We start from the raw sequence: 19,758 nt of genomic DNA on the forward strand, positions 1-19,758 counted from the left end.
TTGTACTATGAAAAAGATTAAATTACCTCTGATCTACATGGTTTGCCTGCTGCTGGCAGGCTTCCTGATGGCAGCCACACCTGCCGGAAACACCGGCTACCAGGTAGGCGACACGGCCCGCGATTTTGAGTTGAAGAACGTAGATGGCAAGATGGTATCGCTGAGCGATTATGAAAACGCCCAGGGCTTTATCGTTACCTTTACCTGCAACTCCTGCCCATACTCTGTAGCGTACGAAGACCGCCTCATTGCGCTGCACAACAAGTATGCGCCAAAAGGCTACCCGGTCATTGCCATCAACCCGAACGATGCCGCTGTCTCTCCGGAAGATTCGTATGCAAACATGCAGCAGCGGGCAAAAGAAAAAGGCTTTCCGTTCCCGTACCTGCACGACGAAACACAGGAAATAACAAAAGCTTACGGCGCCACACGCACCCCGCATCTGTATATTTTGAAGAAGGGTGAGAACGGCATGTACAAAGTTGCCTACATCGGCACCATCGACGACAACTCCCGCGATCCGAAGCAGGTGCAGAAACGCTATGCAGAGGCCGCGTTAAACGATATGATCGCCGGTGATCAGGTAAAGCAGCCCAACACCAAGGCCATTGGCTGTACCATCAAATGGAAAGAAGCTTAATGTCCACAGTAGTTAGGCACACTAGCGAACAGATTATACTTATACTTTCTTCTTAGAATCGGCCGGCAGTGGCAAACCTGAGGGGTTTACACTGCCGGCTGCTTTTTTTGCCTCCGCCAGGTGCCGCACATGCTTCTTTCCTGCCTCGCGTGCCTCCACTTCATACTTGTTGTTGTAGTATCCCACACGCATCGACTCCCGCAGGTATAGCCATAAAAAGCGTACATAGCCATGCTCCTGAAATTGCCTGATGTGGCACAGCTCATGCGCTACCCAGCCTTCGTCCCGCAGAAATGTTTCCCGGTCCACACCACTTAAATGGATCTGCTTTCCAAGCACCATGGCCACGTTGCCACTCTTCAGTACCATGCGGGCAATACGGGCAAAAAAAGAACGCTCTACAATTTTAAAATCCATCTTTTTATACTTCTGTAATTGGACTCTTACTAATTTATATCCTCCGCTTACCAGCACAATGCATGCCCAACCATACTAAATTAAGGGCAGAAGCGTTCGGATTGTGTGCCAAGAGAGAGCAGCTAAAAATTTGCACATTAAATATTTGTACTTATTTTTACCCCCTGTTGCTGTTCGGCAACATTAAAACACGGTGCAAACAGGCTTATTTAGTACAAATCTGAGCTCCTGTTGGCCAGCAAAAAGGTGAAACTGTTTTCCCGCTGTGCCGGGACTGTAACAAGCTAAACCCTATGATAAAAGCAATAATACTGAGCGTACTTGCCGTCTCGTCGCTCCTTCTCTCCTACTTCTACGAAGTAACCCCGGCAGATGCTGAGCCGGCAACTACAACAGCCATCAGCCCTTACGCCATCAACTCCGGCGAAGACATGGCCAAAGCCATGAAGCTGAAAGCACCCGCAACCTACAAAGACACCCTCTTTTACGAATACTACTCCCAGACGCTTGGCCTGCGCTTCGACTACAACGAAGACAAAGAACTTATCGAAACGGTAACCGACTGGATTGGCACTCCTTACCGCTACGGCAGCAGCTCTAAAAGAGGCACCGATTGCTCCGGCTTTGTTACCAGCGTTTTCCGCGAAGTATACGGCATCGACCTGAGCCGCAGTTCCCGCTCCATGTTCGGCGACGTGAAGCGCATCAAAAAAGACAGCATTCAGACCGGTGACCTGGTGTTCTTCCGCCGCAGTCCCAAGCAACCTATCTTCCACGTAGGCATCTACCTGAAAGACAATAAATTTGTGCACTCGGCCACCAATGGCGGTGTAATGGTCAGCTCCCTGAAAGAACCCTACTACCGCAATTACTACTACGCCGCCGGCCGTATCGACTAAGTATACTCCGGAACAAAATTCATACTTTACAAGAAGGCCTTGCACCATGGTGGCAGGGCCTTTTTATTTGCTGCCGGGTACAACAATTTTACTCCTGCAAAGTATAGGAAGGTTGCTGTGAGTTAACCAACTTGCACCCGATTTCGCTGCGTAAAGGGATGCCTGAACCCCTTATCCGGCTATACAACCTACAAACAGAACAAGCACAAGCACGTACACTATTATGGAGAATCAGCAACCTGAAGGGAAAAATGTAGCACAGAGCCCGCTGTTTAAGAAGATACTTGAAAAAGCGGAGAAGTACCTGAAACACCCAAAGCAGGTAACTGTGCTTCTGAACGACGCCTTCAAAAAAGCCACTGCCAAAAAGAACCTGGGCACACTGGCCGGCGAGGCATGGGAAAACCTGCAACTGCTGTCGCGCATGATCAAGGCGGCAATGTCAGGAGAGTATAAAGGCATACCCAACACAACGATAGTAGGAGGCATTGCCGTTATCATTTACTTCCTTACTCCCATCGACCTGATTCCGGATATTATTCCGGTAATAGGTCTGCTGGACGACGCCAGCCTGCTGGCCTGGTTTATGACCAGCATCAAGTCGGAGCTGGACAGGTTCAAAGAGTGGGAACAAACTAAAATGGCGCAGGAGCGGGCAACCCCGCACGTAGATCCGCTTCATCATGCTGATAGCTCCTTTGGAACGCCCAAGTATAGCAACCAGCCGGAAGGCTCGGTGCACCTGGGCCAGGGTGAGAACATTTAACTAAACGCAGGAGCACGTATGAAAGCAGAAGAAAAAGATCCGAAAAAGCCTGATACTACCAAAGGCAAAAAAGGGGACACCATGCAGAACGAAACCCCGGAAGGCCACAAGCCACATGGGCATACATCGCAGGGGCATACCACAGAAGGCGAAGGCTCTGCCACCAGCAGCAAGGAACCAACCTTGCGCGGCTCTACCACCGACAGCAGCCGGGTGCATAAAAACCCGCACGACGACATGCCAACGGGCGGTAACATCCGCTAGGTTAACGTACTTTATACTTTAGAAACAGGCTGCCCGTGGCAGCCTGTTTTGCTTTCAACTATTTCACTTTTTACAGAACATCAGCCGGCCTTCTTCCAGCTTCTAAAGCTCAAATTTACCCTTCTCAGGCCTGAAATATAGAACAATTTAAATACATAAATTTAAATAATTCATGATAAAACCTTTAGCAACAGTAGTTTTGTACGAAAAATATTCTCTATATTTGGCTCGATGATTTTGTATTTTTAACTTCTAGCCAAAGTGTATTCATCATTTCTACGACTAACATCCGTTAATCTCCACATCGACGGAATCGGAAAGGTTTTGATCGAACGGAGCGAGAAAGCCAAGCGCGTTACCATCAGTGTAAGACCGCTGAAGGGCGTTCGGGTAGCTGTGCCTCCCAGTATCAGCTTTGAGAAAGCTGAGCAGCTGATCTACACAAAAGCCGACTGGATAAAGGAGAACCAGGCGCGCATGAAGCAGCACGAGGAAAAGGTAACCGTGTATGACCACGATACCGACTTCCGGACGCGTTCGCATGCATTGCGCTTGCTGACACACGCCCAGTATACCATGCGCTGCGTGATAGAAGACGGCTACATCAACGTGTTTTACCCGGCCTTTAAGGATGCAAAGGACAATGATGTGCAGAAGTTCATCCGCAAATCCATTGAGGAGGCGTACCGCAAAGAGGCGAAAGAGTACCTGCCGAAGCGTGTGGCGTACTTTGCCGACAAATTTGGCTTTGATTTTCAGAATGTATTCATCAAAAATGCCAAATCGCGGTGGGGCAGCTGTTCGCACACCAACAACATCAACCTTAACCTGCACCTGATGCGCCTGCCGGAGGCTCTCTGCGACTACGTGATCCTGCATGAGCTGGCCCATACGGTTGAGAAGAACCACGGTCCGGGTTTCTGGGCACTGCTCGATAAAGTTTGCGGCAACTCCAGAACACTGGACAAGAAACTAAAAGCTTATCGTATTTCCATCTATTAACCTGTTTTGCTATCGAAACACTACTACTAAAATTATACTTTGTGGCGGAGGCCAACTGATCCCATCAGCTATCGCCCCGCGCCGAAAACAGAAAAGGCGGAGATGAGTCTCCGCCTTTTCTGTTTTATACTTTCAGCTTCAAAACTTAGCTGGCCTCCCGTAGTGCATGCGATGATACATAATCTACAAAGTCGCCTACCGTATTGATCGGCACTTCATCCGGAATGGTGATCTGAAAGTTCTTCTCCAGCTCCAGGATGATGTCCACCACATCTACTGTATCGAAGCCAAAATCCTGTGACAGGCGTGCAGTAGGTTGCAGGCGTGCAGGTCTTATCTCCTTGGTTTTGCTAATGATACGGATAACCTCGCGCTCAATAGCTTTGTCAGTTGTAAGCATATTTATAAAGTGTATTCTCTGATTCTTTCATTTACTTCAAGCTCGTGCTGCTCTATGACTTTCGCAGCACCGGCTGGTTTTCTGCTGCCCAGCAGTTTGTAGCGCAGCCTTTCGTTCAGCAGGTACATTACCGGCACGATCAGCAGCGTAACAACGGTAGCAAAACCCAGGCCGAAAATAATCGTCCAGGCCAGCGGGCCCCAAAAGGCTGCACTGTTGCCTCCCATGAAAAAGTTAGGCTTAAACTCCGTAAACAAAGTATAGAAGTTAAGGTTTATACCTAACGCTAATGGGATCAAACCTAGTATGGTAGATGCCGCCGTCAGCAGCACCGGGTTCAGGCGCGTTTTGCCGGCCTCCACGATCGCCTCTTTCAGCTCTTTTCCTTCTGCCAGCAGCAGGTCCGTGAACTCCACAATTAGAATGCCATTCTTCACCACGATACCGGCCAGCGCTACAATGCCCACGCCTGTCATCACAATAGAAACATCCATGCCAAAGATGGAAAAGCCCAGCAACACCCCGATGATGCTGAAGAGCACCTCCGAGAGAATGATAAACGGTTTGGATACCGAGTTAAACTGTGTTACCAGGATCAGGAAGATGATAAAGAAGGCCGCCACCAGCGCGATCATCAAGAATTCGGATGTTTCCTGCTGCTCTTCCTGCTGACCACCCATTTTCACTTCGTAGCCTTCCGGTGTTTCAAAGTTCTTCATTGCCTGCTCAATGTTCTGCACTACCTCGTTGGCATTATAGCCCCCCAGCACGTTCGACTCCAACGTTACCATGCGCTTCAGGTCCTTGCGCTTCACGCCGCCGTAGCTGGTGCCGTACTCTATCGTTGCCACCGACGATAATGGGATCTGCCGCACCTGCCCTGAGTTCATATCGCGGTACGTGATGCGCATGCCCAGTAAGGCATCAATGTTGTCGCGGTATGGCTCGGCATAGCGCACCTGGATCGGATACTCTTCCTCATCCAGCTTAAACTTCGATGCCTCTTTCCCGAAGATGGCCGTACGGATCTCGGATCCGATCTGACCGGTGCTGATGCCCTCGCGGTTTGCCCGCTCCCGGTCGATGTTGATGAGGATTTCCGGCTTGCTGTCTTCCAAGTCAGATCGGAGTTCTTCGATACCGCCGATCTGCTGCTGGTCCAGGTACTGCTCCACCTGTTTCGACAGGGCAATCAGGCCTTCAAAATCCTCCCCGGCTATCTCGATGCTGATCGGCTTGCCTACCGGCGGGCCGTTCTGCTCCTGGTCCACGGTGATGTCCACACCGGGTATACCCTTCACCGCCTCCCGTATTTCGTTCAGGTACTCGCGGCTTGTTTTTTCGCCAATTCTGTATTGATACTCAACAAAGGCAACGGTAACCTTCCCTTTATGAGATTGTGCGGTGGCGCTCCGGTCGTTTTCGTCTCCGGCACCGATGGCTACGTTCGAAATCACCGACTCTATGTCCGGGTTTTTCTCCCCGATCACCTTGTAGATGCGCTTCTCCACCACCTTTGTAACCGAGTCAGTTACAGCCTGATCCGCACCGATGGGCATGTTGATGTAAGTATAAATGAAGTTGGGATCAGACTCCGGGAAGAACACAACTTTAGGAGAGCGAAGGACGGTTAAAAAAATTGAAAAAATCAGGAGCCCGAACACACTTGCAAATACCAGCACCGGGCGTTTACCTACCAGCATCCAGCGCAGCAGCCGCTCATACCATCCCATGAAGCGTGGCAGCGTTTTGTTCTGGAACTTATCAATGATGTTCGTAAACACATACTTGTTCAGCAGCACCAGTATCAGTACCAGCATGATCAGATTAGCCGTACCATTCCAACCTGCCAGGTACGCTACCACAGTCACTGCAAAGCCTGCTCCGGTCAGCAGCCAGAAAGTTCTGCGTGCCTTCGGCGATATATTTCTTGTATGCCCCTTCTTCATAAAGGACACGGCAAACACCGGGTTGATGATAAAGGCCACCATCAACGAGGACAAGAGTGTTACAATGAGCGTAATGGGCAGGAAGAACATAAACTCACCTACTATACCCGGCCAGAAAAGCAAAGGAAAGAAGGGGGCTATGGTCGTAAGCGTACCTGCCAGCACTGGCACAAACACCTCGCCTGCCGCAGCTTTGGCAGACTTTACGATGCCCAGGTTAGACTGGTGGAAAATACGGTGGGTGTTCTCGATCACCACAATGGCATCGTCCACCACAATACCCAGGGCCAGCAGAAAGGCAAAGAGCACGATCATGTTCAGGGAGTAGCCCGTCATCTGGAACAGGATAAAGGCCACAAACATGGAGATAGGCACTGACAACCCAACAAAGGCCGCATTGGTAGCCCCCATAAAGAACATCAGCACCAGGGTAACCAGCACAAAACCGATAATGATGGTGTTGATCAGGTCGTTGAGCGTATGGCGCGTCTGCACAGACTGGTCACCGGTTACGGTAATCTTCAGGTCATCGGGCAACACAGCGCCCTGCATATCCTCCAGCGCTTCATGTATCTTATCCGAAGCCTCGATCAGGTTTTCGCCACTGCGCTTGATCACGTTCAGGGAAATTACCGGTGCGTTGTCGAGGCGGGCGTAACTCTCCTGCTCCTCAAAGCCTTCTTTTACTTCGGCGATCTCCTTCAGCTGGATATTAGCGCCCGGCAGCGATTTAACCACGATGTCTCCGATCTTTTCCGGATCAACATACTGGCCCACCACGCGTACGGAGCGCTTCATCTCGCCCACTGTCACGTTGCCGCCCGAAATGGTCAGGTTTTCTGTTGCGATGGCACGCTCCAGATCGCTGAAAGTAACCTGGGCTGCCTGCATCTTGTACATGTCCACGTTTACCTGCACTTCTTTGTCCAGGGCACCTACCATATCCACACGGGTAATTTCCGGCTGCGCTTCTATGCGGTCCTGTATGTCTTCGGCATACTTCTTCAGGCGGTCCAGGCTGTAATTACCCGATACGTGCACATACATGATCGGGAACTCCGAGAAGTTAACTTCCTGCACATCCGGGTCGCGGTCCAGGTCGGTGGGCAGGTCCGTGCGGGCTTTGTCCACACCGTCTTTCACCAGTTGTTTGGCCGCTGTTACATCCACATCCGTGTTGAACTCCACTACAATCATCGAGAAGTCCTGGATGGAATTAGAGGAGATCTCTTTCACCCCGGAGATGGCTTTCAGCTGCTTTTCGATCGGGCGCGTAACGAGGTTCTCCATATCAGAGGGAGAAGTGCCCGGGTAAATGGTGCTCACAAACACCGTGGGTATGACAATGTCAGGAAAGTTTTCTTTCTGCAGATTGAAGTATGAAAATATACCTGCCAGCGTAATAATGATGGTCACGATATAGATACTGGTTCTATTATCGATGGACCAACTGGTTGGCTTGAAGTCTCTCATAGTTTTATACTTTAAGTGTTACTCCTGAAGGCCGCTTACCTGGTTAAAGACAACTGGCTGACCTTCGTTTAAGCTCTGGTAGCCTACCGTAATGACCTGGTCGTTGGCAGAGAGCCCCTTCAGCACTTCCACTTCTCCCTGGTAAGCCATACCTGTGGTCACTTCTTTCCGGGTGGCCACGTACCGCTCACCTTTCTTCTGGGCCACGTACACGTACTGCGATTTCTCATCTTTCTGCACCAGGTTTACCGGTACCACAATGGAGCCTTCGTTTTTGTAGTCCTGGATGCGCACCACAGCAACCAAGTTAGGGCGGAGCGTAAGGTCTTTGTTTATACTTTTAGGGCGTAACTCGATGGTAAAAGTGCGGTTGGTCGGGTCGATGTGCTGGCTTACCACATCCACGGTAGCAGTTATTTCCTTGTTCAGGTCCGGGAAGCGCACCAGCGCCTGGTCTCCTTTGTTGATCTTGGCCAGGTATGCCTCTGAAACCTCAGCCACAATTTTACCGCCCGTCGTGTTTACCACCCGGATAATGCCGATACCCGGAGCCACGGCCTCTCCTGCATTCGGGATCACTTCATCCACTACCCCGCTTACCGGCGCTTTGATGTTGTACTGGTCGCGCTGCTGCTGCATAGTGGCCAGGCTGCGCTCCAGGGCCTCCTTGTTGTTTTTGGCCGTCAGGTACTGCATTTCCGTGCCGATCTTCTGGTCCCAGAGGTTCTTCTGTTTTTCGAAAGCAATGCGGGCCAGGTCCAGGCGGGTTTTTACTTCTGCAATGTTCTGACCCAGCACCTGCGCGTCGATCGTTGCCATGGTCTGGCCTTTTGCCACCCGGTCGCCGGGCTGTACGCGCATGCTTGTCAGCACACCCGGTACTTTGGCACTTACCAGCACGTTCTGGTCAAAATCTACCTTGCCCTGCACCTCCAAGTAATGCCGGAACGTATCCTGCTGCACGGTAGCAACCGATACAGGCACTGTCTTTTTCTCCGGGGCTGCCCCTTTGCCCTCGGCTTTCAGCTCCTGCTCCAGTGCTGTAATTTTATCCTGAATCTCCTGCTGCTGCTTTTTAAGGTCTGCCAGCTGCGCCTCTTTGTCGTTGTTGGGGCCGCATGCTGCCAGGCCTACTAGCAGAGCAAAAGATGTAATTCCGAGTAATCTTCTCATAGTTGTTGGTCGATTAAGCATTCTTTTTCGGTCGTTTTATTTTGTTAACAGGGTGCCGGTGGCTTTGTCAAGGTTTACTTTGGAGATGAGGGCGTCATACATGGCGGCGTAGTAGTTGGTCTGCGCCTCGCGCAGGTCTGTTTCTGCGTTCACCACTTCCAGGTTAGAGCCTACCCCCTCCTGAAATTTGATTTTGGCTACACGCGCAATCTCCTCTGCCAGCTCCATGTTCTCGCGCTCCGACTTCAGCACCGCCAGCGAATTGTTCAGCTCCGCAGAGGCCTGGTCAAGTTGCAGGTCTATACTTTGCTCCAGTTGCTGAAAGCCCAGCCGGGTGTTTTCGAGGGTAAGTTTGGATTGCTGTATCTGATAATGCTTGCGCAGGCCGTCAAAAACCGGCACCTGCAGCTGCACGCCCACATAGCCATAGTCGAAGTAGTTTCTGTCGACAACGTTGTCGTACCCGGCCCGCACGCTCAGCACATCCGATAAGCTGGAGCCTACACCGTTGTAGCCATAGCGGGCGTTCAGGTATAGTTTTGGCAGGTAACCGGAGCGTACGTTGCGCAAGTTCAGCATAGCCAAGTCACGCTGCGTTTCCAGAATAGAATATTCGATGCGGCTTTTGTAATTAAAACTGTCGGTGCTGACTTTGCTCAGGTCTACCTCTACCTCGCTGAGCTTATCTGTAAGCACCAGTTGTTCTTTGTGGTCCATGCCCATCTGGAACTTGAGCTGATTTATACTTAGCTCCAAGAGGCGTTCGGTTCGTTGCTTCTGCACTGCCAGGTTATTCATCGATACACGCAGGCGATCGACGTCCAGCTTTTCGGCCACACCGTTCTCAAACATCACCTGCGTTTGTTTCAGCAGCGTGTCCAGGCGGGCAAGATTCTGGTTGAGCAGTTCAATGCGCTCGCGGCTTACCAGTACACTGTAGTAGGCTTTGCTTACCAGCTCTGCCACTTCAATTTCGCTCTGCGTGGTGCTTTTTCTGGAGAGCTCTGTGTATGTTTTGGCTGCCTTTAACCCGATCAGGTAAGAGCCGTCGAATAAGAGTTGGCTACCTGACAGGGTAAGACCACCGGCATAAGGCTGTACAAAAGAAACGGCTATCAAGCCTTCGGTGCGGGGCCCGGGTTGTGAATAAACAGGCGTTAATGTGATCGGCTCCCCGGATTTTATCTGCTCCGGCGTAATAACAAAGGGTTCCAGTGCAGGCGCTCCTCCAAATGTATTGGGGTCAAAAAGTGTTTTCTGCCGGATAAAGTTATTGCCTACCTCGGCTGAGACATCTATCTGGGGCAGGCCCATAGCACGTATCTCGCCTACTTTTGCCTTATCAATTTCCTGCTGGTTGCGGGCCGCTTTTAAGTTTACACGGTTTTGCAGGGCATAGTCTATACTTTGCTGAAGGCTAAAGGACTGCGCATCCTGCGCCCTCACCCCAAGCGTGCCCAGCAGAGCAGTAAAGGCAATGATAAGGCTGATTTTCTTTTTCATAATTTTAGTTTGGTAGTAGGTGGTGGTTCTATTCTTCTTCGGTTATGTGCTTGTACTCGTTGATCAGCTTGTGGCCCTTGAGCGTGGCGATACCCAACATGAAGTGCTCCAAGGCAGCCAGTTGTACCTGTTCCAGATTAAACTCATGCGGCGGAAAGATGCGGTTGTCAAAGATGATCTCTATCTGAGCCAGACGAAGTTTGGAAATCACCTCCACATCAAGATCTTTCCGGAAGAGGCCTTCTTCTATACCGCGGAGCAGGTTCTGCTTTATCTTACCTAGCATGAACTTGTTCTTGTGGTCCTGCCATAATTTCCAGCTGCTGGCATGGTATTTCTGCAGGTCGTGGAAAACAGCCGGGTGAATGCTGCTCATAATCTTGCGGGTCATGCCCATGATACTGAAAAGCTCCTCCACCGCATTTTTAGCATCCCCGGCAAAACATTCGCTCTCGCGCTCCACCACGTGCAGGTAGTTTTTTGTAGAGGCATAAATGATCTCATCTTTGTTGCTGTACCATTTGTAGATGGTTTTCTTCGACATGGACAAATGCTGCGCGATATCGTCCATCGAGATGCTCTTTACCCCTTTCAGGCAGAAGAGGCCGAAGGCCGTCTCCGAAATCCTGTCTTTGATATCTAAGTTTTCTTTTGTTTCCATTGCTCTCATTCCGCCTCAAAACTATGGAAACGTTTTTAATAACCAAAGTTTCCATACTGCTAAATAACCTCCTTCTACATAGAAAGTTTATGTATTAATTCAGGTTAAATAACATGTCTACCAGGCAAAGGTCTGTACTATTCTTTAACCAATAAAGCACATTTTGACGAACAGGGGATTTTCTGCTCCAGAACCTAAGATTTTGACGCTCAACCAGAAATCAAGCCTAAGCATAGCACTATAGCACAGGACCTATATTCCCAGCACGGCGCGTAATTTGGTGTAGCCACCCTTGCTGAGGGGAATGCGCTCGCCGCTTCGGAGCAGGGCCACATGGCTGTCTTTATCGAAGGGTTCTATGCGGGTGAGCTGCGGCAGGGAAAGTATAAAGGAACGATGCACCCGAACGAACTGCTCCGGAGCCAATGCCTTTTCGTAGTAGCTCATGGTTTTCTTTTTCAGGAAGACGCCGTCTTTGGTATGGATCTTCACATAATCATCGTAGGCTTCCAGGTACAGCACCTCACTTACCGGAATGATGCGGATGTTATTGCCCGCTTTTACCACGATGCGGTGGCGCTCTTCGGGGTGTTTGCCTGCTATTTCGGTTAGCGGCGGCGCGGCAGGACTTGCCGGAAGTATGGCCTGATTGTGGAGCCACTTTTTCAGAGCTGCATCGAACCGCTCTTTGCTGAAGGGCTTGAGCAGGTAATCTACGGCATTGGCTTCAAAGGCTTTGATGGCGTACTCGTCGTAGGCTGTCGTAAAAATGACGCTCGGGGGCTGTTCTACGAGCTCCAGCATCTCAAAACCGTTGATCTTAGGCATCTGGATGTCCAGGAAAATAAGGTCGGGCTGGTGCTGCATGATGGCTTTTACCCCTTCAAAGCCGTCGCCGCACTCCTGCACGACCTCCAGCTCCGGGTAGTTGTGCAGGTACTCGGCTACTATACTTCGCGCCAATGGCTCATCATCTATAATCAGACATTTTCTCATAGTTATAGTTGTTGCGGTATTTTGATGGTAGTGGTAAAGGTACTGTCCTGCTGGCTGGTGCTAAGCAGGTCCTGGCGGGCATAAAGCAAGTATAGCCGGCGGCGCACCGAGTCCAGGCCGAAGCCGGTGCCTTTGCGAGGCTGCTGTGTGGCCGGGTCGTAAGGGTTTTGCGTGGTGATAACCAGGTTCTGACCTTCGGCAGCTGCTTTTATACTTATTTCTGTTTCGCCTACTGTATCATACAGCCCGAATTTGATGGCATTTTCCACGACCGGTTGCAGCAGCAGGGCGGGCAGGTGCATCGGCAGGCTTTCTTCCCGTGCATCTATTTTTACGCTCAGGCGGTGCCCGAAACGCACTTTCTCAATATCCAGGTATAGCTGCAGTTGCTTCAGTTCATCGGCCAGCGGCACCTGTTGCTGGTTGTCCTGCCGCAGGGTTCCGCGCAGGAAATCGGAAAGCTGCTGCACCATGCTGCGGGCCTGCTCCGGCCTGGCTACCACCAGCGCACTAATGGAGTTGAGGCTGTTGAAGAGAAAATGCGGCTGCAGTTGCTGGCGCAGGTTAAAGAGCTCGGCCTCCCGGGCTATCTTCTCGGTAGCAGCCTTCCGGTCCTCGGCTTCCTGCAACTCACGGGTATAAAACCACAGCCAGGTCAGCAGCAGCATCAGCAGGATCATCAGCCAGGCAAACGCCATGCGCACAGCCAACGTATGATCTACAAAAGCCAGGTAACTGGTCTCTCCTCTGAACACTTTTCCAATGCCCCAGTAAAAGAGCGCTATACTTATACCAGCCATCCCCAGGCTCCATCCCAGCAGGAAAGTACCTTGCCTTATACTTGGCTGGTAAAAGCGCAAGCCTGTGCCCATGGCATAGCCCCCCATAGCCAGCAGCAGATTGGTGAGCAACGCATCTGTTATGGTTATAGTTGATCCGAAGCCAACAGGCCACAGTACAAGTGCTTGCACCACCGCCCACAGCAGTGCCCAGCCCAGGTAGATCAGGATCAGACGGTGAGGAGACATGGCTGGAAGTTAGAAAGTTTAGGAGTTAGAGAGTTAGAAAGCAGAGACGCAATACGTTGCGTCTCTACCGCTAGGGAATCAGGTATCGAACAACGAGTGGCCTTACTTTAATAGCTCTTGATGTTCAGGCCACCAAACAGCGTCGTACCTTTCAGGATCAGTACTTTGTTCGGGTCGTAGCCATGTGGCAAGGCTGGGCGCTTATCGTCTATACCTCCCAGAATAGCTACCATCTCCGACTTTATCTGCCAGTGCGGCGGCACGATCAGGGTAGTGCCCCCGAATATCTGCGTTGACTCCAGCACAACAGGATGTTGCATATCGGCCTGCATCAGGTTCAGCTCTGTGCCGCCAAACACGCTCACCACATCGCCGCCTTTGAAGTTTTTAGTGATGATGTTTTTCTTAACGCCTCCAAAAATAGCGGTGCTGTCCACGTAATCTTCCACGGAAGCAGCCTGCTCCGGAGCACCGGCATAAGCATCTGAAGTATAAGCGCCGGTATAGTTCGTATAGTCAGTTTGGCCGGGGTAAGCACCTGTAGCGGGGTCCGTGTAATATCCTGTTGCCTCGTTTGCTGTTTGTGTTGGTGCAGGCCCTGCTCCCACCTGGTTTTCCCAGGGATGGCGTCTTTTAGGGCGCAGCATCAGCCACAGACCAAGACCGATAATGAGAATAGGCCAGAAAAAGCGTCTCAGGCTGAAGTCGAAGAAGAAGTATTCGTCCAGCAGAAAAACGCTGCCTATGACTACCAGCACCAGCCAGCCCGGCTTCTGGAACGAATGACGAAAGCCCAGGAACAGACCCAGCACGATCAAAAACATCTGCCAGGTAAACACCCAGGAAGGTAAAAAGAATGCATTCATTTTAGCGGCCAGCAGCAATACGCCGATCACCACCAGCACCAGGCCTCCGGCTACTTTGCCTGACTGCCTGCCGGATGAGTTAAAGTCTCTATTTTTCATGTTTTATTCGGTTTAGAGTTATTGTCTGCACCAAAAGTATAATAACCAGGCAGCCCTCACAACGGCTATTAGGCTGACTTGGGCAAGAAGTCGGTAAACGACGGGTTGGTGTCGGTAAAGCAAACTTACCTTTTATTTGCCGCTGTCCAAGTACGGACGACAGGAAAGGCATGAGCTGTTTGGATAAGTATGGATGAAAATAGTCATCAGTGTTTTCTCTCATCCTTCGCCTGCCAGTAGTTCTTCTCCTTCACCCTTTTTACAAAAACCCGGCTCGTATAAAATTTTAATACATACTATAAAAAGCGGTTAGTTCAGCTATTACAGAAGGTGTTTAGGTATGTGTAACAAAGCAGCATGCTGGCAGCCCGGATAATGCAAAGCCGTACATTGATTTGAGGAGGACAAAATTAAAATAACAGCTAATTTAAAGCCGCACGCCAGTGGGCAGCGGTGTATTATCATTTTTAATAATTAATTTTCTTGCCAATGACGCGACCTTTACAACTTTTGGCAATTTGCCTGTTATTTACCCTTTGCTGCTGCTCTGCTATACTGGCCCAGCCCTCTGAACCACTTGCCACCACCAAAGCACCTTGGTCAGTTGGGACCAATGCATACTATGGGGCTTTGTTTCGTTACAAAACCGGGATGTCAGCGCTTAACTTTACGCATCCCTATGGGTTTGAAGTGTATGCCAACAAACACACCATCGGGAAGCATACGTGGGAGCGGCTCTATAATTATCCCCATGTAGGCTTTGCCTTATCCTATTATAACTACGGTGTTCCGGACGAACTGGGCGAGGCAGTTTCGCTGACAACTTACCTGGATAACTCGCTTTGGCAGTTCAGAAAAAGTAGCCTGCGCTTTAACCTCGGAACCGGCCTGGTATACTCTACCCGCCATTATACCCCCGGCAGCAACGAACAAAACTATGCAATCGGAAGTAAATTCGCCTTTGTGCTTCTTGGGACTGTACGCTATGAGTTCCCGGTGAAGGAACATGTATATATGAACCTGAACCTGGCTTTCCGGCATTTTTCCAACGGAGCCTTAAACAAGCCGAACAACGGAATGAACTTCCCTTTGGTAGGGGTGGGGGTGCGGTACCAGCCAGGAGAGGTCAGGTTGCTGGATGTTCAGGATACCCTGGCCTCTTCTATAGACAAGCGTCTTCATTTTAACCTGAGATTGGCTGCCGGCGTGAAGGAAGTACTTCGGATTGATGAGAAACACCCGATGTATACGCTTTCGGTATATGCCAGCAAAAGGCTGACGCAAACGAATACATTATTAGTCGGTGCGGATGGTTTTCGTGACTCGGCACTTCCAGAAGAGTATATAAATCGGGGGCTACCTGTGCCTTCTGAATTGTCGGATCAGCGGTTGGCAGGCGTAACTGTTGGGCACGAGCTTCACCTGGACAGGCTCTCGTTTGTTTTTCAGTTAGGCCGTTACATCTATCAGCCCTATGATCTGTATCCCGACTATTACCAGCGCTATGGCTTTCAGTACAAGCTTTGCCAGAACGCTTCTGCAGGCGTCACGCTTCTGGCACATACCCGTACTGCTCACGTCATTGAATGGGGTCTTGGTCTTCATATATAAATGTCAGTATATATAGCCGCTGGTAGCAGGACCAAAAGGCGAAGCATCTACTATAGCCGGCTGCAGTAAAAAGCATAAAATACAGACTTGCCCATGCATTTAGTTTACACAACTTTTTCAGGATAAGCCAAATGAGGTCACAGCACAGGTTCAGAACGCTGCCTCTTTTCTGGCGTAATTACGAAGTATACTTTTATACCTGATGAAGAGAAGGACCGGCATCTGCCTGCATGTACTTGGCTTACTAATACTTCAGGTTACGCTGGCAGGGTGTTCCCTGCTGAACCTTGCTCCCCAGGTAGGTGCCGAACCGAAGGGGGCTCGACTAAAGGCCATACAGAACTCCCCCAACTACCAGTATGGTCAGTTCCGGAACCTGGTGCCAACCAAAACAGGCCTCGACTTTTTAGGCTATGCTAAGGTAATTTCGGTTAAGCTTGCCGGTAAGTTTTTCGGTGACAACGACAACCAGGAGCCCAACTGGGAAATTCCGGTGCTGAAACTTGACCTCCGGCAGTATGACGCAGACCAGGATACGGCTACTGTTATTTCCTGGCTCGGGCACTCCGCGTTACTGGTTCAGATAGATGGCAAGCGCCTGCTACTGGACCCCATGCTGAACGGCTTTGCCTCCCCTGTCAGCTTTGTTGGTCCCAAGCGTTTCTCCGCATTGGCCATTACGGCAGAAGAATTGCCCCCGATTGATGCCATTCTGATATCCCACGACCATTATGACCATCTCGACTATGGCTCCATCAAGAAACTGAATGAGAAGACCAGGCACTTTTTTGTACCCCTCGGGGTTGGAGCTCACCTGGAGCGTTGGGGCGTGCCGGCCGAAAAGATAACTGAACTGGACTGGTGGCAGGAAGCTTCTTTTAAAGGATTAACATTTGCTGCCACGCCATCGCGGCATTTCTCCGGCCGCGGCGTTGGCATCAGTATGCAAACCCTCTGGAGCTCCTGGGTGATTATGGGCCGCAAAGACAGGATCTTTTTCAGCGGCGACTCGGGGTACTTCTCCGGCTTTAAAGAGATTGGCAACAAGTATGGCCCCTTTGCTATTACCCTGATGGAGTGCGGCCAGTACAACGAGCTTTGGCCCGACATCCACATGATGCCTGAGCAAACCGTGCAGGCCCACCTCGACCTGAAGGGCAAGCTGCTCATGCCCATCCACTGGGGCGCCTTCGACCTAACCACGTATGCCTGGACTGACCCTATAGAACGGGCAACCAAAGAAGCTGATCGTTTAAAGGTGCCCATTACCACACCAAGAATAGGAGAGTCAGTAATACTGCACCACTACATACCTGCAAAAGTTTGGTGGCAGAAGTAACGGCTAAGATGATTCCTAAGTACTAAGTTGTTTTTCCTCCTATAAGGATATAGCTCACAATGATAGCTACTATTACAGCATTATTTTCTATTATATATACTGCACAATAAGACTTTAACTACTTGAAAGATAAAGGCATATAAATAAAAAAGGTTAAAAATTCACTATATCAATCAGCAAATACTCGTTTAAGATTATAGATACATGAATTAATTCTATTTATCTATAGACTTGTTCATCTATTGTGTCATAGTTATTACAGAGATAGTTAATAACTATTAAGTATTCTATAGACAGATACTTAGGATAAGTATGTTGCTTTAAAGTTGTCTATTTTGTTTCTGGGATTACACATTAAGGGAATCGTTAGCTTTTGGCTTAACGGTTGTTTCATTGGCACATTTGCATAGTATACTACGACCCAACTATTTATGCTGATCAGCATCCTTCACCCTTTGTCTATCTACAGCAATCAAAATTTCCAGCTGATCAGGTTCATTTAAGTAGCTGACACTAGTCTTTACCCTGGCGACTTTTAAATGAATTTGTAAACATTATACAAATAAGGTCCCTCAAAGTACCCGGAATAATTGCAGTGCTATTGTTAAAAATTACCGGGTAAGTGCCAGCATTGCTGCTCCTGATAAGAATGCATGGTAGTGGCTTCTGTTATTGGTCCATGCTGCCATCACACAATTAGCAGGTATAAACCTGGCGGAAAGCAAATCTGAGAAAGGCTATTAAAACAGCGTAACTTCTAAACCTCCTCCTCAATCACTGTTCGTACTCATTCTATTCTTACTCATTCTAGAACAAGTTTAACTTATAAAAATTATGAAAAAGCTGATAGCAGAATTTTTTGGAACCTCCTGGCTGGTATTGGGAGGTTGTGGAAGTGCGGTGCTGGCAGCTGCCTATCCCGAATTAGGAATCGGTTTTGTAGGCGTATCGCTGGCTTTTGGCTTATCGGTGCTCACCATGGCTTACGCAATAGGCCACATCTCCGGCTGCCACCTGAACCCGGCCGTTTCGATTGGGCTGTGGGTTGGCGGGCGCTTCGATAAAAAAGAGCTTCTGCCCTACATCATCGCCCAGGTAACAGGTGCCATTGTCGGTGCCGGCATCCTCTACCTGATCGCTACCGGGAAGCCTGAATTTGAAACAGGTGGCTTTGCGGCAAACGGCTACGGAGAACACTCTCCCGGCGGCTACAGCTTAGTAGCGGCCCTGGTAACGGAGGTGGTCCTGACTTTCATGTTTTTATTTATTATCCTGGGGTCTACCTACCCTAAAGCGCCCGCCGGGCTGGCCGGTATTGCTGTTGGCCTTGGTTTAACACTGGTGCATTTGGTCAGCATTCCGGTTACCAATACATCTGTGAATCCCGCCCGAAGCACCAGCCAGGCTATTTTTGCCGGTGGTTGGGCCATCGAACAGTTGTGGCTATTTTGGGTAGCCCCCATTGTGGGAGCAGTTCTTGCCGGCATAGTCTACAACTACATCTGTCCGGCTGAACAAGCGGAAGAAACTATTAAAATGCCTGTTAAGGCCGAGCCACAACTTCAGCATTAACGCTGCCCCCTATTTTGGTTATAATACGCTTCTTACCAAGACGCTCTTCCGTCTCCCACCCTGGACACTCAATTCAAGTTTAAAATTTGTTCTATGGCGATAAATCTCGCCATAGAACATTAAAGTAACTTAAATATGAAAATCATGCACACAAACTATTTATTCCTGTCAATAGAAGCAGACTACAGCTGTTTTAAGCGCGAAATAGTGTAAGTATAAACGCTGCATTTGTTGTATTGAATATCCTATAGCTTAAAAGCCAGCCCTTAGAGTGACCGCCCAAAGCGACAAACAGGTGAAAAGATTTACGTAATCAATAGAGAAAATGCGCCAACAGCCCACCAGTGGAACAACTGCTTTCCGGATAGCGTACCCGAGGACTGGATTAAAATGGCTACCGGTAATTATAAGTATCCTGCTATCGCTGGCTTCCTGCCGTCCCCCGTTAGCTACCACATCTCCCCGTTACCTGCCGGATGGAAAGTATAAAATCAAGGAAGGAGGAAAAGTAAGAGAAGCAACTGTTTTCAACTATAACGATACTGCTTTCCTACTCCTGGATAACGGGCGCACACTTATTCCAGCCGCTAAGTATTTAGACGCCAACATTAAAAGTGCTTTTGTAAACAAGGCCTTCGGGTTGAACGTGATCACAGTGCCCTTTAAATTTCGACCGGCGAAGGGGGATGAACCGCATCAACTCAACACTACCTTCAATGCAGCGCTTGCCGCAGGTTTTCGGAGCGACCGGTATACCTATAAAAAAGTGACTTTGGCTCCAGGGGTGCAAAAGCGCGACCGGTTCCACAGTGGTTACGGGGGAAGCCTGTTTTTAGGAGCCGGTACCGTTTTGGTCCGGAATGCCTTTATTCAGAACGCGCTGCCACACGACTACGACGGCCTTGTTGTGTACTATGGAGGATCTTTGGTTTTAGGTTTGGGGAGGTTCAATACAGGTATAGCGTTGGGCTTCGACCTGCTCACGGATAAGTACGCAAAGCAATGGCTTTACCAGAACGAACCCTGGATAGGGGCAGTCCTCGGCGTTAAGCTATAATGGTATCTATGCTCATGAGTATACTTCAGGCCATCTATAAGAG

Annotated in this window: 18 protein-coding genes; 9 read left to right on the plus strand and 9 right to left on the minus strand. The window is 49.7% G+C overall.

Going from position 1 to position 19,758, the window contains the following annotated elements; translation table 11 throughout:
• The first annotated feature begins 7 nt into the window (after nt 1-7).
• A complete protein-coding gene (locus tag MJ611_RS04025; protein ID WP_250428191.1) occupies nt 8-640 on the plus strand; it encodes a thioredoxin family protein in 633 nt (210 codons plus the stop codon).
• Nucleotides 641-679: 39 nt separating this feature from the next.
• Here MJ611_RS04025 and MJ611_RS04030 read toward each other — a convergent pair whose 3' ends face one another.
• Nucleotides 680-1,057 (minus strand): hypothetical protein, encoded by a 378-nt coding sequence (locus MJ611_RS04030; protein WP_250428193.1) that lies wholly within the window; start codon nt 1,055-1,057, stop codon nt 680-682.
• A 293-nt stretch (nt 1,058-1,350) separates the two neighbouring features.
• Between MJ611_RS04030 and MJ611_RS04035 the strand changes: the two genes are divergently transcribed.
• From MJ611_RS04035 to MJ611_RS04050, 4 genes are all read left to right on the plus strand, one after another.
• Nucleotides 1,351-1,956, plus strand: coding sequence for a C40 family peptidase (locus MJ611_RS04035; protein WP_250428195.1), 606 nt, complete (start codon nt 1,351-1,353; stop codon nt 1,954-1,956).
• Between the two features lie 223 nt (nt 1,957-2,179).
• Nucleotides 2,180-2,722, plus strand: a complete 543-nt coding sequence (locus tag MJ611_RS04040) for a YkvA family protein (protein WP_250428196.1) — start codon at nt 2,180-2,182, stop codon at nt 2,720-2,722.
• Between the two features lie 18 nt (nt 2,723-2,740).
• Nucleotides 2,741-2,986, plus strand: a complete 246-nt coding sequence (locus tag MJ611_RS04045) for a hypothetical protein (protein ID WP_250428198.1) — start codon at nt 2,741-2,743, stop codon at nt 2,984-2,986.
• A 261-nt stretch (nt 2,987-3,247) separates the two neighbouring features.
• On the plus strand, nt 3,248-3,988 hold the full coding sequence (locus MJ611_RS04050; RefSeq protein WP_250428199.1) for a M48 family metallopeptidase: 741 nt from the start codon (nt 3,248-3,250) through the stop codon (nt 3,986-3,988).
• Nucleotides 3,989-4,133: 145 nt separating this feature from the next.
• Here MJ611_RS04050 and MJ611_RS04055 read toward each other — a convergent pair whose 3' ends face one another.
• The 8 genes from MJ611_RS04055 to MJ611_RS04090 all read right to left on the minus strand — a co-directional run bounded on the left by MJ611_RS04055 (nt 4,134) and on the right by MJ611_RS04090 (nt 14,136).
• On the minus strand, nt 4,134-4,388 hold the full coding sequence (locus MJ611_RS04055; RefSeq protein ID WP_250428201.1) for an acyl carrier protein: 255 nt from the start codon (nt 4,386-4,388) through the stop codon (nt 4,134-4,136).
• A 2-nt stretch (nt 4,389-4,390) separates the two neighbouring features.
• Nucleotides 4,391-7,810, minus strand: a complete 3,420-nt coding sequence (locus MJ611_RS04060) for an efflux RND transporter permease subunit (protein ID WP_250428203.1) — start codon at nt 7,808-7,810, stop codon at nt 4,391-4,393.
• 18 nt (nt 7,811-7,828) lie between these two features.
• The gene (locus tag MJ611_RS04065; RefSeq protein ID WP_250428205.1) at nt 7,829-8,983 is read right to left on the minus strand and encodes an efflux RND transporter periplasmic adaptor subunit; all 1,155 of its coding nucleotides are present in this window, start codon (nt 8,981-8,983) and stop codon (nt 7,829-7,831) included.
• A gap of 36 nt (nt 8,984-9,019) precedes the next feature.
• Nucleotides 9,020-10,486, minus strand: coding sequence for a TolC family protein (locus MJ611_RS04070; protein WP_250428207.1), 1,467 nt, complete (start codon nt 10,484-10,486; stop codon nt 9,020-9,022).
• A gap of 28 nt (nt 10,487-10,514) precedes the next feature.
• Nucleotides 10,515-11,147, minus strand: coding sequence for a TetR/AcrR family transcriptional regulator (locus MJ611_RS04075; RefSeq protein WP_250428209.1), 633 nt, complete (start codon nt 11,145-11,147; stop codon nt 10,515-10,517).
• Between the two features lie 252 nt (nt 11,148-11,399).
• Nucleotides 11,400-12,143 carry a LytR/AlgR family response regulator transcription factor gene (locus MJ611_RS04080; RefSeq protein WP_250428211.1) on the minus strand — a complete coding sequence of 248 codons (744 nt, stop codon included), beginning with the start codon at nt 12,141-12,143 and terminating at the stop codon, nt 11,400-11,402.
• Between the two features lie 2 nt (nt 12,144-12,145).
• On the minus strand, nt 12,146-13,171 hold the full coding sequence (locus tag MJ611_RS20610) for a sensor histidine kinase (protein WP_317233131.1): 1,026 nt from the start codon (nt 13,169-13,171) through the stop codon (nt 12,146-12,148).
• 107 nt (nt 13,172-13,278) lie between these two features.
• Nucleotides 13,279-14,136, minus strand: coding sequence for a LiaF transmembrane domain-containing protein (locus MJ611_RS04090; protein ID WP_250428212.1), 858 nt, complete (start codon nt 14,134-14,136; stop codon nt 13,279-13,281).
• A 651-nt stretch (nt 14,137-14,787) separates the two neighbouring features.
• Between MJ611_RS04090 and MJ611_RS04095 the strand changes: the two genes are divergently transcribed.
• From MJ611_RS04095 to MJ611_RS04110, 4 genes are all read left to right on the plus strand, one after another.
• Entirely contained in the window at nt 14,788-15,747 is a 960-nt protein-coding gene (locus MJ611_RS04095) for an acyloxyacyl hydrolase (RefSeq protein WP_250428214.1), read from the plus strand.
• A gap of 202 nt (nt 15,748-15,949) precedes the next feature.
• Nucleotides 15,950-17,086, plus strand: coding sequence for an MBL fold metallo-hydrolase (locus MJ611_RS04100; protein WP_250428216.1), 1,137 nt, complete (start codon nt 15,950-15,952; stop codon nt 17,084-17,086).
• A gap of 834 nt (nt 17,087-17,920) precedes the next feature.
• Complete coding sequence (aqpZ, locus tag MJ611_RS04105) at nt 17,921-18,658, plus strand: aquaporin Z (RefSeq protein ID WP_250428218.1); 738 nt, start codon at nt 17,921-17,923, stop codon at nt 18,656-18,658.
• 325 nt (nt 18,659-18,983) lie between these two features.
• Nucleotides 18,984-19,715 carry a hypothetical protein gene (locus tag MJ611_RS04110; RefSeq protein ID WP_250428220.1) on the plus strand — a complete coding sequence of 244 codons (732 nt, stop codon included), beginning with the start codon at nt 18,984-18,986 and terminating at the stop codon, nt 19,713-19,715.
• The last annotated feature ends 43 nt before the right edge of the window (nt 19,716-19,758 follow it).

It is taken from the genome of Pontibacter ruber, assembly GCF_023630205.1.
Lineage (GTDB): Bacteria > Bacteroidota > Bacteroidia > Cytophagales > Hymenobacteraceae > Pontibacter > Pontibacter ruber.